This is a genomic window from Sphingomonas sp. R1 (genome assembly GCF_025960285.1).
In the GTDB taxonomy this organism is placed as follows: Bacteria; Pseudomonadota; Alphaproteobacteria; order Sphingomonadales; family Sphingomonadaceae; genus Sphingomonas.
Window position 1 is genome coordinate 3,147,863 of the sequence record NZ_CP110111.1, and the last position, 14,423, is coordinate 3,162,285.

At 61.4% G+C, this 14,423-nt stretch carries 12 protein-coding genes; 4 read left to right on the forward strand and 8 right to left on the reverse strand.

Features of this window, described 5'->3' with window-relative positions; all coding sequences use genetic code 11:
• Positions 1-34: 34 nt before the first annotated feature.
• Positions 35-475: a MarR family winged helix-turn-helix transcriptional regulator gene (locus OIM94_RS15115; RefSeq protein ID WP_264607516.1), complete on the forward strand. Its 441-nt coding sequence runs from the start codon at positions 35-37 to the stop codon at positions 473-475.
• A gap of 99 nt (positions 476-574) precedes the next feature.
• Here OIM94_RS15115 and OIM94_RS15120 read toward each other — a convergent pair whose 3' ends face one another.
• The gene (locus OIM94_RS15120; RefSeq protein WP_264607517.1) at positions 575-874 is read right to left on the reverse strand and encodes a hypothetical protein; all 300 of its coding nucleotides are present in this window, start codon (positions 872-874) and stop codon (positions 575-577) included.
• A 203-nt stretch (positions 875-1,077) separates the two neighbouring features.
• The gene (locus OIM94_RS15125) at positions 1,078-1,881 is read right to left on the reverse strand and encodes a hypothetical protein (RefSeq protein ID WP_264607518.1); all 804 of its coding nucleotides are present in this window, start codon (positions 1,879-1,881) and stop codon (positions 1,078-1,080) included.
• Positions 1,882-2,333: 452 nt separating this feature from the next.
• Here OIM94_RS15125 and OIM94_RS15130 point away from each other — a divergent pair, with 452 nt between their 5' ends.
• Positions 2,334-3,068 carry a hypothetical protein gene (locus OIM94_RS15130; RefSeq protein WP_264607519.1) on the forward strand — a complete coding sequence of 245 codons (735 nt, stop codon included), beginning with the start codon at positions 2,334-2,336 and terminating at the stop codon, positions 3,066-3,068.
• A 542-nt stretch (positions 3,069-3,610) separates the two neighbouring features.
• Positions 3,611-4,372: a ZIP family metal transporter gene (locus OIM94_RS15135; protein ID WP_264607520.1), complete on the forward strand. Its 762-nt coding sequence runs from the start codon at positions 3,611-3,613 to the stop codon at positions 4,370-4,372.
• Between the two features lie 59 nt (positions 4,373-4,431).
• Here the strand turns inward: OIM94_RS15135 and OIM94_RS15140 are convergent, their stop codons facing one another.
• The 6 genes from OIM94_RS15140 to OIM94_RS15165 form a co-directional block, all read right to left on the reverse strand.
• Positions 4,432-5,058, reverse strand: coding sequence for a DUF2161 family putative PD-(D/E)XK-type phosphodiesterase (locus OIM94_RS15140; RefSeq protein WP_264607521.1), 627 nt, complete (start codon positions 5,056-5,058; stop codon positions 4,432-4,434).
• Positions 5,059-5,138: 80 nt separating this feature from the next.
• Positions 5,139-6,587, reverse strand: a complete 1,449-nt coding sequence (locus OIM94_RS15145; protein WP_264607522.1) for a hypothetical protein — start codon at positions 6,585-6,587, stop codon at positions 5,139-5,141.
• Positions 6,588-6,910: 323 nt separating this feature from the next.
• Complete coding sequence (locus tag OIM94_RS15150; protein WP_264607523.1) at positions 6,911-8,830, reverse strand: TonB-dependent receptor domain-containing protein; 1,920 nt, start codon at positions 8,828-8,830, stop codon at positions 6,911-6,913.
• Between the two features lie 687 nt (positions 8,831-9,517).
• On the reverse strand, positions 9,518-11,395 hold the full coding sequence (locus OIM94_RS15155; RefSeq protein WP_264607524.1) for a hypothetical protein: 1,878 nt from the start codon (positions 11,393-11,395) through the stop codon (positions 9,518-9,520).
• Complete coding sequence (locus OIM94_RS15160; protein ID WP_264607525.1) at positions 11,392-12,270, reverse strand: hypothetical protein; 879 nt, start codon at positions 12,268-12,270, stop codon at positions 11,392-11,394. Before OIM94_RS15160 ends, OIM94_RS15155 begins: the two co-directional genes overlap by 4 nt.
• A gap of 289 nt (positions 12,271-12,559) precedes the next feature.
• A complete protein-coding gene (locus OIM94_RS15165) occupies positions 12,560-13,102 on the reverse strand; it encodes a hypothetical protein (RefSeq protein WP_264607526.1) in 543 nt (180 codons plus the stop codon).
• A 143-nt stretch (positions 13,103-13,245) separates the two neighbouring features.
• On the opposite strand from OIM94_RS15165, the gene OIM94_RS15170 reads away from it, so the two are divergent.
• Positions 13,246-14,244 (forward strand): winged helix-turn-helix domain-containing protein, encoded by a 999-nt coding sequence (locus OIM94_RS15170; RefSeq protein ID WP_264607527.1) that lies wholly within the window; start codon positions 13,246-13,248, stop codon positions 14,242-14,244.
• Positions 14,245-14,423 lie beyond the last annotated feature (179 nt).

The following is a 14,423-nucleotide window of genomic DNA, read 5'->3' on the forward strand; positions in this document are numbered from 1 at the left end:
TTGAAAGGTGGCCATTAGGTTGATATCAACTTGTATGGTTCTTTCACACCCCTTACCGTTCAGCAAGGCCGTTCAGGTTCATGGCGCTTGCCTCTGTCTACACACGCAGCGCGCCGCTCGGCTGGTGGCGAGAAGGTTCGATGCCGGCCTGAAAAGGCATGGCATCACAAGCGGACAGTTCTCGCTGATGATGTCGCTCAACCGCCCGGAGCCTGGCTCCGTAAAATGGGTTGCGGACCTTCTTGCAGTGGATAGGACGACCCTGACTGCCGCCCTGAAGCCGCTGGAGCGTAAAGGCCTGGTGGAGGTCGAAACAGACCCGGCAGATAGACGGGGAAAGCTGCTGTCGCTGACTGCGGAGGGTCAACGCGTGCTTGCGGAGGCGGTTGTCACGTGGGAAGGTCTGCAGGCGGCTGAAGAAGGCCGGTTGGCAAATCCCGACGAGCTACGTTCCGCTCTCAGTGCGCTCCGGTAGAGCGTTTCGATCATACGAGACCGCCTGCGAGAACCTGGTCGACGACCTGAACGTGGTGAGTGGTCGATCTGAAAGCGAACTACACTTGCGGGGCTATAGCTAACTCCCCTTCTTTGTCAGTTCCAATGCGCTGCGGGCAGTCTCGAGACGCATCAGCTCGACCGTGCTGGCCGGGGTTACGGCCAATCTTCGTTGTATAGGCGCGTGCGAACGTCCGGGGCGCCATTCCCGCACGCTCGGCAGTCGTACGACAGATAGATCAGCCGTCAGGTTCTGCGCCATCCCTGCATGAAGCTCGACGAATGCTGGATCCCGCGACTGCATCACAAGCGGAACGCTGAATTGCGACTGACCATCGGATCGCTGCATGAACACGACCATCTGGCGTGCGGCATCCATGGCGACGCGAGGAGGGGTGAGATTCGTAGATCGCTAGCGATTCTGCACCCGTCTCGGTAAGTCCCGAGCCATGTACGGCAGGGAGGGGATCGAGAGCTGCAGCCCATCGGCGACTCCGACGTGTAGCCGTGCCGCGGTGTGAACATACGCGGCAGACCCCTACGTTGCTGTTTGTGGGAGAGCGAGAGCTCTTCCACCGTCCCTCACTTTACGCCAAAATCGTAGACCCGGGCGGTAAGTGCACCGCCGGCGGCGCCGGCGACGGAGTAGACGAAGCCATACTGACCCGCCTGCAAAGGCTGCTTCGGCGTGACCTTGAATACGCCTTGCCGCACCTGCTCATAATTGAACTCGATGCGGTCCTTGTCCATAATACCCGTCTTCGCGCCAGCGATGTTGGCGCTGCCGACACGAGCTTCCCGTCGCCCCTTCTTCTCCATAAGCTGCACGAGCGAAAATTCGGAGGGGCTCTTCACCACAGAGGCGCTGCCCGCGAGCCAAGCACTGGTCTGGGCAGCCGTGCCGGGATTGGAGTCGTCGAAAAAGAAGTAGAACGTCGGCTGCTTGCTCGTGCTCAGCGCTGCAGCGGAGCCGGGAATTGCCGCTTTGATGCTCATCGAGGCGAGCCCACCGGTCAGGGCATAACCGAATATGCCGCCGGTCTTCGCTTGCGACGAGACCGTCGGTTGCATCACGACCATCTTATGGTCGGACTCGGGCGAAACAAAGTACACTCCTGCAGGGTGTGGAATCATCGGATCCGCTGCGTCCATCGACATGGCCGGCTTCGACGCGATGTCCGCCGCACCGATCATCGCTGCAATCACAGGGCCTGAGAGACCCTTCTGCTTCAGCGTCAGAATGTTCGCGGTGGATGTGTCGTACATCCCCTTCGAAGCCTTGATCTTCGCAACAAGAGCTTCATCCGGGATCCCAGCAGCAGCTAGGGAAAGCACGGTGTCGTTAGTCAGGATCTCGTCTGCGCCGGAAGAGGTCTGTGCCTGCACGGCGGAACAGGAAAGAGCTGCAAGAATGCATGCAAGTAGATAAGTTCTCGACATGGAATACCCCGCTCATGCCAAGTCCGACACTCTCCCCAGAGCATCAGGAAACGACGTGGCATGTGACATCGAGTATAGGGATTTCATCTCGGTGTGAAGGTGACGCTTCATTCGGGGGGCTCGAGGTCCCCCAGGCGTAGCGGAAGCCGCTGCGCTTCTGGCAAATTGACGAATATTGACGAGCTGCGGTGGATTGTTGGCTAGCGCATTCTGCACGCCAAATTCTCGCCCGCCACTCCAGGCTCTTCTACTCATCCTAGCGGTCCGCGCAGAAGTGTCCCAATTCGGTACCGCCACGCTCTCGATCACCAGGGCAGATACGAGAAGATTGGAACTCTTGCCGTGTAAGCGTCCAGGAAGCATGGTAATCCGACGTTGGCGGAACTAGGAGGCTTCGGATGCGGCTCAGCTCTTTCGCTTTGGCGGCCTGCTTAGCGGCCGCGGCATCAGAGGCTGCGGCCGCTCCCGTCACATATAGCGGGTCTGGCACACTGTCGCAGGCTGCAGGCAAGCTGCCGCTGACAGGTATGGTTCCAGTCGGGAGCCCCTTCAGCTTCTCGTTCACCTTCGATCCTACAAAGGCGGTGCTCTTCGAGGCTTCGCAGGGTTATGCGATCTATGACCTAGCCCTCACCAACGTAGCTGTCACGATGAGTGGCTACTCTTATGCCTTGTCAGCCGAGCCTGAATACGTTCCGTTCATCGAGCTTTATCGTGCCTTCTCGTTTTTCCCGGGGTCCAGCACGAGCGAGGAGAGCGTTGCCTTCACCTTCTTTCTGACCGGCAAGCCGTCCGCGGGCAATGCGAGCGAGCCGTTCGGCGGGGCCTCGGGGAAGTCTCAACTCGTTTCCATTGGTGGCGTTCTCCGGCAGGCTGATGACGGTACCCCGCTGACGCTTGACAGCATCATTGGCCAAGGCCCCACCTACTACTCCAGCTTCGAGTACGGCACGCGTGATGCGCTTACCAAGCAAAGCGGCTTCCTGCGGGGCTCATATGTCGGGGCATTTTCAAGTGGCGTTCCCGAGCTGCAGAATTGGGCTATGATGATCGCCGGAGTCGCCATTTGCGGGTTCAGCCTTCGCCGGCGAAGAAGTTCCCAAGCTGCTCCAAATCGCCTCGTCGTTTGCTGACACGGAGCTCGGCGGGCGGGGAGTAGAGAACCCGACCCCACATTATCGCGGCTGCCCATGCCCGCTCTCCGCCTCGAAGCGGATCCTGCAGGTAGATGAAGCCGACGAATGTGCGAACGCGGCTGCGGATCGCTGGAGGTGTGCGACCGCGGCAATCTTCAATTTACGCGCTTGCATCGCGCACTTCGATGCCCAGCCGAGGCTCGTAGGGTAGGGTACCTCGGCGGGAGCGGTCGCGTCCAACCGGCTTCGGGAGCATCGCACCTTGGTCACTCACCCTCGAGCACCTTTTTCCCGAGTGGCGGTGAGCCGTTCGGCTCACCGCAGCGGGTAATCATCGATGGGCCGTTTACGGTATCCCACCCGAGCCATACATCGCTCGGCAACAGGAAGGCTGCGAGGCCTGACCCTCGTGGTTGAGCATAGTCGCCACGCGGCTTTGAAGCGTCACCTTCATCGCTTTACCGAACTTCTTCGCGACCGACATTGGCGAGCCGGGATATATCTCCCGCTTTTCTGGTTCCGTGCACCGGAGGTCGTACATGCCAGGAGTGATCGTAGCGGGTTTGTGGGGGCTGCTCGGTGGATCCGCTCTGCTGATCGGTGCCGCCATCGCGTACGTCGTCGAGCTTCCACAGCGAGTGGTTGCCGCGGTGATGGCAATTGGCGCGGGCGTCCTGATCTCCGCTGTGGCCTTCGAGCTAATGGACGAGGCCTATGCTCGGGGCGGCTTCGACTCCACCGCCCTAGGCTTCCTAGGCGGAGCCGCCGTATATACCGGAGCGAACATCCTGGTGTCTCGCTCGGGCGGCAGCCATAGAAAGCGCTCTGGATCGAATCCCGAACAGAGCCAAGCTCAGGCCAGCGACTCAGCCGGCCTTGCGATTGCTGTCGGCGCATTGCTCGACGGTATACCAGAATCGGTCGTCATAGGTGTCAGCCTGCTCCACGGAACGGGTGTCAGCCTGGTAACGGTGGCGGCGGTCTTCCTCTCGAACGTGCCTGAGGGCCTGTCGAGCGTGGCGGGAATGAAGAAGGCGGGGCGGACGGCGGCTTACATATTCGGCGTCTGGGGAGGTATCGCGATCGCATCTGGCATCGCTGCGGCACTCGGGTACGTCACTCTCGCCGGCGCAAGCCCCGACCTCATTGCGGCGACCACCGCCGTGGCTGCCGGGGCTATCCTGGCCATGCTCGTCGATACGATGATCCCGGAGGCAACGGAGGAGACGCACGAGTTTTCCGGCCTGATCGCTGTCGCAGGATTTCTGATTGCCTTCGTTCTGAGCAAGCTGGCAAGCTAGTTCCTCCCTTGCCGTAGCCATCGGCGCGACCGGGACCTCTCATCGCGGGGACCGCATGATCATTCAGTCGAAGAGCGCTGCTTCAACATGGCCGCACCAGCCTCGGTCAGTCTGTAATGGCCCGGCTTCTCCCCCACGAACCACCCGTAAACATTCCGCCGTAGCACTTGCCCCGCATCTTCTGCGAGGTGCTTCAAGTCACGTGGCCGGGCGACGCCGCTACCGATTGCTTCGGCGCAGGCGATCGCTCGCTGCCTGTAGGCGGTCATGATGGGGCTCCGCGTCGATCCTCCTTCTGCGGGATCACCCTGACGGATCTTGTGCTCCTTCAGAATGTGTGCACGCCGCTGCAGATCGGGCCGTGGGCGGTACGGTGAAGGCTCGACCAGTACGGAGACCGTGCGTAGTTTCGGGTCGACCGCGAGCAGTCCGACGCCCAGCAAGCGGCAAAGCCGCAGCGCACGTGCATCTCGATCCCGACCCTTTCGGCTGGAGACGACCGCCAGGTAGATCAGGTCGGCGCAGCGTAGACGGTCCACGGCCTGCAGCACCAGTTCGAGGGTGAAGGAGAGCTTCAGTTCAGCGATGATGAGCACCGGCGGCTCGCTTCCGCGGACAGCCACCACGTCGCATCCGCAGATCTCGCCCTTCACCTCGTAGCCTTGTTCCTCGAGGAACGTCTTCACCGGTCGATACAGGGCGGTTTCAGCATGTCGCGCAGGTTGCGCAGGCGGGCTGGCCTGAGGAGGTTTTCTACCAGCCATCGCTATCTGCCGAGATCCTCTCGATCGTGCGCAGCTTCTCGAATGCACATGGTAAGTGTCGAGTGCACGGGTCCAATGTCGGCCTCCAGCACGCCGCCAGCGCTCACCGCATCGGCATGCGCTGCGATCACGCCTCGCACGGTGTCGTAGATGGTCACTACGTAGCGGCCGTCCTTCAGCCCTGGAACCATCAGCCTGACCGGTGGCGCGTCATCCCGCGGCTGCACCATGCCTTCTGGCGAGATGCTGTCGGTTCGGATGGCCCAGATCAGCGCCTGCCGCGCGTCCCCGCATCCGACCAGTGCAAGGCCGGGATCGTCGCAGCCGAGCCTGTCCGAGAGGTTGCGACGCCGGAACCGGGCCCAGTCGATCAGCGGCAGAAAGTCTGACAGCGCTCGCTGAGCAGCGCGCATGCCCTTTGTCAGCACGTGCGGATGGCGATTGGGCCAGCGCATGCCACCGCCAGCACCCCCGCTTGCCAGATGTGCCCACTGGATGTGACGGAAGTACTCGTCGTCGAAGGCGGCAGGCAAGGTGCGCTTCTTGTCCTTGAAGCTGTGAATCGGCCCATGCTCGGAATCGAATACGGGGCGATTCCCGGCGTCTTCGACCGCCGCCTGCATCAGGCGCGCCACGGCCAAGGCTGGCTGAACCGTGTCGCGAGGCAAGTCGATCGTACCGGCCTCGTAGAGATGCGTGTTTGCAAAATCTAGCGCAGGGTGTCGGAAGATCGTCTCGGTCATCTCGGGATGGTTGATGAGCTCGGGGCCGAAGACCGAAACCGTCTGCAGATTGGCAAAGCCGTGCCGCGCCTTTTCATACGCGCGAAGCCAGGTGGCAACGTCGTCTATGAACGGAGCAGCGGATGCTGGATCGCCTCCGCCATGCGCAGGATGGATCTCGTTCCAGATATCCCAAGCGAACAGGGCAGGGCTTGCGCCCCAGCGATTGCTGGCAAATGCCAGCCGGCCCTTGATCGCCGCCCGCATCTCTGGCGATGTCAGCCATTCCGGCTGCGTCGCACAGACGCCACCGTTCGCCCGATTGTAGGGGTGATGACGCCATCGGATCCACATGAAGAAGGTGTCGTAAGGGGTCAGCAGGACGCGCATACCGACCTTCTCGAGCAAACCGAAAAGGTCATCCCAGAACCGCACCACGTTGGGCACGAAGCGCCCGACGGGGCGCTCCAGATATCGATGCTCGCCGTGGCAGTATTCCAGCATCAGCCGGATCACGGTCACGCCGTGCTCGCGCAGCCAGACGAGATGACGCTCTACCGCCACCGGATCGCGGCGGCGGAACAGCGGCGCGAGTTCAGGCCAGGTGACTGCATCATTGTGCCCGATCGGCGTCCAGGGTGCACCCTGTTCGGTGACGAAGTAGGGGACCCCCGGCAGAACGTTGACGCGAGGGAACGGGATGTTGGCCGGATCGGAAATCTGAAGCACCGGGCGCGCTTAGCGGCAGCGAGCCATCTTGGCTATCTCCGGCGGCGTGCAGGTTGCTAATCTCGTCGGTGTGCTTCGCGACGTTGTCGTTCGCCGCCCATGGGGTGGCCCTAGGCTACACGGACCCTCGAGTGCAACGGCGTCTTCCATGGTTGCCTAGGCTTTTCGAAATCGGCCGTTCCTGATCGCTGGAAAGACAAAACCGGGACGAAGCAGTCGTTCCAAGCCCGGCCTTCATGAGAGCTTCGGCCAGAAGCTGCCATCCTTTGTGGTTCCCATTCCGCCGCATCGTCACAATTGATCGACGCAAATCCAACACGCTCCTAACTCTCCAGATCGGTTGCCAGCGAGAACCCTACATATCGACCCGAGCTATACGTCAGGCCTTCCGAGGAATCGGCGATCCACCGATAAGTGTTGAACAGGTTCGTCACCTGCACGCGGGCGATCACATCGCGGTCAGCCAGCCGGAAACGGTAACGCCCGCCCAGGGCGATGGTCGGGCGCGATGGCAGGCGGATGGCGTTGGCCTGATCGGCAAATGATCCGCCATGCCGTGTCACCTGGAGGTCGAAGGATGATCCTTTCCACTCCTGCGGATGCACGTCAAGCGCCAGCACGATGTGGCTGCGACTGGTGCCGACAGGGCGTTTGCCGATTGTTCCCTCGTCTACCAACGCCCCGGTAACGCGCGGGTCGAGCAGAACTGCACCGGCGACCAGACTGGCGAATGTCGTAACATCACCACTCAACGACCCCTCGATACCGCGATGGCGAACCTGGCCCAGCCGGCGATAGACGTTTGCACCGTCGAGGTTGAAATAGGGCTTGCGTACATCGAACACGCCTACCGCTGCCTGCAGCTTCCCCAACGCGGCGCGCATGCCGGCATCGAACTGTCGTGTCCGGAGCGCGGGCGGCGCAGCATTGCGATTGACCGCGATATCCGGAGCGACTTCGCTTTCCTCCAGTCCTCTCGTCACCCCGGCATAGGCCGACAGGCCGGACGCCATATCGAGTGAGGCCATCAGGTTGAACAACCACGGCCGATCCCGTGAGACGATGCCGTCTCGACCAGGCGGGCGGACATGCTTGCTATAGTCGGTCTTCTGAAGCCCGATGTTGAGGCTGCCGCGACCTTTCCAGCGTCCCTCATACGCAATGCCCGCGGTCATTTGCCGAACGTCATCCGGCGTGCGATCCACGAAGGCGAACGACGGTTCGGCGACCGGAAGCCGCGTTGCGATGTTGCGGCGTGACAGTTCCACCGCCTCCGCGTCACCGTAGAGCCGGGCCTGATCGCGCGCGCGCACGGACGCATGGAAGCGATGCAGCCGTGGGCCTTCCGTGAAGGTGCGGGACACGCGCACTTCCCCCGAGGTGGAAGCATAGCGCGATGGCGGGGCCGCATAGACGGTTTCCGTGCCGGTGCCTGCCGCATCTACATCAAGCCACAAGGTCGTGCGATCGCGACTGACGGCATAGATCGAGCGGAACAGCCCGCCCGCAAGCGACCAGTCCCCCAGCTTCGTGCGCGCGATCATCCCGATATTGCTGCCGCGACTTGTGTTAGTCGCCCAATCCTGCCCGGTGTAGCGGCGACGATCGCGCACGCGAGGTGGAACGAACGCCCCGCTGGTGAAGTAGGTCGGAAGCGCCTCCTCGCTCCAGATCTTGTCCAGGCTCCAGAACGGGATGATCTCGGTGCCCAGCGCGGGCCGCCACCTGAAGCTGACCCCGGCGGAGAAGGATTTCGGCGTGCCCCCGAACCGTTCGTTGTCCCGGTAGAGTCCAAAACCGCCGGCTGCCGATGAGGCTTCTCCAACGACCGGCGCGCGAAGGTCGAACTCGATGCTGGCATCGCCGAAGGTGCCGGCGTTCAGCCGGGGGCTCAGGACCAATGCCTTGGGAGCATCCGGCATGCGGAAGTCGGCAATGCCGGTCGGCGCGGGGAAAGGGTAGTCGATCGCAGTCAGACCGACGCGGATGATCGAGCTGTCGACGATACGATAGCTGAGGTCTGCCTGCTGATCGATATACAAGCCCTCGATGCGGACGTTGCCGGCATCGATAGGGGAGAAGCCGCGCACATCTTCCTCATCGTACAGCCCCACGGACTCGTTCGCGTAGCTTACGCCGAACGCATCCGCGGCCGCGCGCGCGGCGTTCTGATCGGCGCGCTGCGCTGCTGCGTGGCCCGCACACCCGAAGGTGGCGAGCGCCATCGATACCAACTCACGCATTTTCACCCCCGCTGCGCTTTCTAACGAAGGGTTGGCAGCGCACCAAGATCAAACCGGATTGGTTTCGCTGACGTGCGACGGTAGCCCTCTTGTTCTCGATTATCGCAGAAGGCAGCGTCTCGGGAAGGCTGGCAACTCCCGATCCGCCATCATTTTGGGAGCGCGTGCCCTATCGCGGCGTGACGTGTACCACTGACAGAGGACGTCAATCGGCGCTCACGGGGCGACGCGATGGCCTGTCACGGCTGAAGGCGAATATTGCGTCGGCCATGCTCCTCAGGGGAGCCAATCCCGCGCGAGGCGGTCCGAAACCACGTGTCCTCGTACAATCATCCGGAATGCCGTAGTTTGGGACTTACCGGTCATTCCAGCCCGACGACCATAGCGGCCGGTTCCTCCCCAAAAGCCGACGCTTGGCGCGACTTTCGACCGCAAGGGGGCCGCCTTCAGACTGTCAGCCATAGGTGTATAATCGCGAGGAACCGGACGTTCCTTGATCAATCGATCACGCGCAACGACTAATATCTGGCCTCCCCGGGCCGGTCCGGCGCTTCCCGAAACCGGTCTTTTGGTCATCAATTTTGTCGCTTGCCTTCGGACCGGGTGTGATGGCGCGAATGTACGTTGCCAAAGGCATTTCACGACGAAAATCGCTCAAGGTAATCGGCCGGGCTTCCGCGATGAGCATCAGTTGTTCTGGTTGCGACGGTTTTGGGTTGGCTTGGGGAGTTCCGGCCACTGTATGATCGGGTGCAGATTCCTGAGCGTGCGCAACGCGTTTGTGGTGACCGGGGCAACCGGGCCCGTCGCATTGCCTTCGCTAAGCCATTCGGGAGTATAGTTGATCAGGCTGTAGTGGGCGTGGAGCCACGCCTGGAAACCGAACGACCGCTTTCCTGGGTCTTCGCAGAAAACGCAGATGCCGCCATCATGTCCCTCCGCCTTGAACGTGAAGCGCTTCTGATCTGCCGATATATCGGTGAAGTCACATTCCGCGTGAAAGCCGCAATGCCGCGAATGTCGAGCATCTTCGCTCCGCAGTTCTCCCCAATAGGAAAGAAGGTGGTAACCCCATGGCGGCGGCCCCATGTCGAGATAATAAGGCTCGTTCAGGGCTTTACCGAAACCGCTAGTATACCCGGTCCGGAACTGATCGACGTCGAGTTCCCAGCCTGGGAACACGTCGACGAGGACGTACACCCTGGCCAGAACTATCCCGCCCTCGACTAGATCGAGGCGGGTCTCGGGCAGCAACTCGCCCGCTTTAGGCAGTTGCGGAACGAGAAGGCTGACGTGAAGCGTTTTCGGGGTGGCGCCCTCCAATACGACCCGACTTTCCGGGAAGTCAGGGTCACCGCCGCTGCTCGAAATCTGTCCGCTCGGCAGTGCGGCTATTATCCGCTTCTGCGTTCCCGTCTGCTTCACGATCAGATCGAAGGACGCCGGAAAGCCGGCCGCTTTCGGTCCAAGGTAGACGATCAATTGCGCCCCGTCTTGCGGGGTGGGGTTGCCGGCGAGTGAGAGCGTTATCCCAGAGCCACTTGCAACGACCTGACCAACCCGCTGCGCTCGCCGGGGTATCCGCTCGCGAATACACATGAAGCCACAATTGGGGTCGATCGGATCGGCGGCGCCGCCACCACTTCCACCCCCGGTCGTCGGCGCCGGCAGGGTCTGATCGCCGCCCAAGCCCGGGGAGGATCCGCCCCTCACGTGGTCCACGTCCGCCTGCACCGCAGCGCGCGATCGCGCTTCGTCAAGCCGCGTTCTGCTCGCGGCATAGGAGTTGTCGGCGCTGGAGGTTGCCCAGATTCGCGCTCTCTCCTCGTTGTTGTTGCTGATGATCTGCTTGACTGCACTCGCGCGTCGGCCGGTGGTTTCCGCGTAAGCCTTACCGACCCTGCCGTTTACCACCCCTTCGACGGCTGCGGATTCTGTCCGGAACGCCGCTGGCGACGTACGCTGAAAGTTTTTGAGGACACGATCCAGTTCACTGGGCGTCAAACGGCGGTTGGGTATGCCCGGGGTTCGGACGTCCGAGCCATTGATCCTCAGCATCTCCTGCATGAACGCCTCGGGCTTGCCAAATGTCGGTGGCGTTTTCAGCCCTATATTGCGCGCCATGTATGCAGCGAAGGTCACGCAGTTCCAGGTGAAGACCCCGTAGTTCGGAGCCGCCTCCTTCCAACTAGCAATGAAGTCCTTTAGCTGCGCATATTGCCCTTCCGAGATTGATTTTGTCAGATATGGATAGACTTCTCGGTCGTTTATCGGTGGAGACTCATTAAGTTTTCCTTGTGCCATTGCAAATACGATCGCGTAATTGTTGGCATCGTCATCGTGACTGAAGCCGTAATACTCCTTGGTGAGCTTCCCGTCGTGGAGGCGCTCGATCTCGACGAAGGCGTGCGAGAACGGGGCATCTGATTTGACATAGCCGTCGGGAACTCGCTCCCAGTTATACGCGAGAAACGTAACGATGACGTAGGAACCTCGGTGCGGCTGCGCGGAGGCGGGTCCGGCCGCGCCGAGAGCCGCTAGGACTAGCGCGACGATCCATCTCACTTCCCGGACCTCAGCGCGGCCAGCGCGCGTTGTCGAAACTCCGCCTCATTGGCGACCGTACCCAAGTCCATGTATCGTAGCGTCGATCCAAACGCGTATTCCGTCAGCTTGCGTGGTGGACTGACCGTGTAGTCGTCGACCACACGCGTCCGAAGCTTTGAGGGTCGGAAAAAATCGTCGGGGTTGCGCCTGAGTTCGCGCAGATCGGCCGGTCGAAGTGCCATTACCAGCGGACCATCGGGGCCGACCGCGACACAGCATACCACGTTGCTAGAGGAACCTTGGAATTCCAGTGGGATGAACTCATCGAAGCTCTCGCCACTCTCGGACGGAGTCGCGGGTTCGTACAGGGTGAAGAGAGCACGGGCTTGCCTAACGGTGAAATCCACCGGGTATTGAGTGACAAACGTGAGGACAAGGCTGCACGCTCCCGGGATCGGTTGCGAGGAGGTTGAAACGGCGAGCTGAGTTCCGGACAGCTCTGCCTTCAGGAAAGATGTCTGGCGCTTGGACGGGTCACAAGCTAGGCTGTCATAGAGGGCCTTGATCGAAGAAGGCGTGAGGGAGAGGCCGAAGTATAGAGGGTAAACCTCTTGCCGATGCAGCAGGTAGCTTACATTCCTGAGGGCCAGCTGTCGTTTAGTGATGCCTATCGGAGGCGGCGGCTGATTTTTCGGCGGATAGCTGGCATTCGCAAGACATGCGGCGATCGTGGCTACTGGCTTTTTCAAGCAAGCTCGCACACTTGCCGATTCGTCGCGATATTCGGTGCCAAGCTCGTCCGTTTCCTTCCAAGAAAACGCTGTCTGGTTAGAAATGACGCCGACGGGCGCCTGCAGCAGGTAAGCAAATGCCCAGAGAGGACTATTGGCCACCACCCATGTCTCCTGCTCAGAGCTCCGGTGTTCCAAGCTACAAGTCCGCCGAACCGGAAGCAACAACGTCGTTGAACTGGCCCGGGTTTGCGTAATCCAAATGGCGGATTGCCGCAAGAGTCGACGTTCAGATCAACGACGATGAATGTCTTGAGCTGGTCGAGATGTGCCGACGCCGAATGTCGCACCTGGCGTGGGTCGAACAGGCACAATTGCGAAACGACCAATAGACCGGTCGCCGGCTCCATTCAGCTTGGCTGCTCGACAGAGCGGTGACCCAATCGCGGTATCAGCCACGCAACGCAGACTTGCGGAACAGCCAAGCGGAAAGCAGCCAGGCGCAGCTCCAGACGGTCGAGAAAACCCACGTAAAGTGCCCCTGCACTTGCAGGATTGTCGCCACTGCCATCTGTGCAACAGCGGCCACAAGCATCGCGACCGCCATGCCGGCGGGTCGGAACCGCGCACCCGCTGCGCAAGCGAGGGCAAGAAGCAGAACCAGGTCGAACCACAGGTTTATGTCGTCGCTTTCATTGCCCACGATCCCTACCGCAGCATTGACCCAGAGCAGGAGCAGGCCCGCAGCCAGGGCCATCGCTGCACCACCGCGGTAGGCCAAGCTGCCATTTGCGCGGACGGCCATCTCGAACGGCAGGCCGACGCCGCCCAGCATTACGATGGCGAACGCGAAATCGGCCAACGTCCAGTTGACCTCGCTGGTGAACTGCATCGCCACCGGCGGCAGGATGATCAGCAGCACAATGGTGCCCCAGCCCACGATCCGCGCCGGTGCCAGCCATGCCTTAGGACGTTGATCAGTTGCCTTGTTCATGTTCTTGCCTCCACATTGCAGCAGCACCAACGATGATCGATCGCGTGATGAGCGCCATGAGAAGGATGTGAGCAATTTCTGAAAGGAGCACCGACGCGCTACTGTTTGGGCCATTCCGCTTGGAGTGTGGTGATCGCAGGCTGTTGCGCGGATCCGAAGCGATCGATCTGCCTGCGCGCTACATGGATGTCCTGATCCTGCTTGTGCAGGCAGAAGGTGCCCTCGTCACCAAGGACCGCTTCATGCATGAGGTCTGGCGCGGCGTGCCGGTTACCGACGAAGCCCTCACGCAGGCGATCCGCACATTGCGCAAGGCACTGGGTGACAGCGCCGCTGCTCCAGAGTTCATCGAAACCGTACCAAAGCACGGCTACCGCTTCATTGCGCCGCTCGATCTGCCAACACCTTCCCAACAGTCTGAACGAAAGGCCATACTGGTCCGCGACAGCATCAGTCGCCTGGCTTCATACGGGATTGCCGGTGCGCTGCTGGCAGGCACCCTGGTAGGATTGCTGTACGGATTTGCGGGGGCTGCTCACTCCGGCGCCGGCGGAACGGTGTCGCTATTGCTGGTGATCGTCCTCGTGTCGGCCCTTGCAGCCGGAGCGGCGGGGGCTGGGATCGTCCTCGGGATCGCCTTGTCATACAATGTTCGCCCGCAGGGCTGGCACTGGCGAGTGGCCGGCGCTGCGTTGGGCGGGGTCGCACTTGGCGCGGTTGCCAACATGATCGGGAGAGATGGATTCCGACTGCTGTTCGGTCAGGCGATTGGCCCATTCGCCGGGGCGCTGGAAGGTTCTATCGTGGGCGCCGCAACGGGGCTGGCATTCATCCTGACACAGAAGCGGATCAGATATTCTGCCGGCATGGCAGCTCTGCTGGGCGCTGCTGCGGGTCTGATCATAGTCCTGCTGGACGGACGGATGATGGCTGGCAGCCTCCAGACGCTAGTCACCGCTTTCCCGGCCTCGCAATTCCGTTTGGATGGGTTGGGGCAATTGCTCGGTGAGCGCGGGTTCAGTGCTCGCAGCAGAATCGCCACCGCTGCGTTTGAAGGCGCGGTGTTCGTCGTGGCGATCGTGCAGGCCATGAATTACGCTTTCAGCAATGGCAGGTTGCGGCAAGGTCTATATCGGCCCTGAGCGGCCGCCCTTGAAACCCCCCAAATGCCGCAAGAACCATCAGTGTTGCCAGTGGCCGCTTCAAGCCTAAGCGGTCGTGCCGCCCGCAGATCGGAACGGCGCATGTCGGTTGGAATGGGATATATGAAGTTGCCCGGCCAGCACACTAGCGGACGGATGATGGCGTTGCGCCGGTAGCA

Bases quoted from the DNA above. Each gene is read 5' to 3' on its own strand.
- OIM94_RS15120 (WP_264607517.1), bottom strand. From the start codon at position 874: ATGGATGCCGCACGCCAGATGGTCGTGTTCATGCAGCGATCCGATGGT.
- OIM94_RS15150 (WP_264607523.1), bottom strand. From the start codon at position 8,830: ATGCGTGAGTTGGTATCGATGGCGCTCGCCACCTTCGGGTGTGCGGGC.
- OIM94_RS15135 (WP_264607520.1), top strand. From the start codon at position 3,611: ATGCCAGGAGTGATCGTAGCGGGTTTGTGGGGGCTGCTCGGTGGATCC.
- OIM94_RS15165 (WP_264607526.1), bottom strand. From the start codon at position 13,102: ATGAACAAGGCAACTGATCAACGTCCTAAGGCATGGCTGGCACCGGCG.
- OIM94_RS15130 (WP_264607519.1), top strand. From the start codon at position 2,334: ATGCGGCTCAGCTCTTTCGCTTTGGCGGCCTGCTTAGCGGCCGCGGCA.
- OIM94_RS15115 (WP_264607516.1), top strand. From the start codon at position 35: ATGGTTCTTTCACACCCCTTACCGTTCAGCAAGGCCGTTCAGGTTCAT.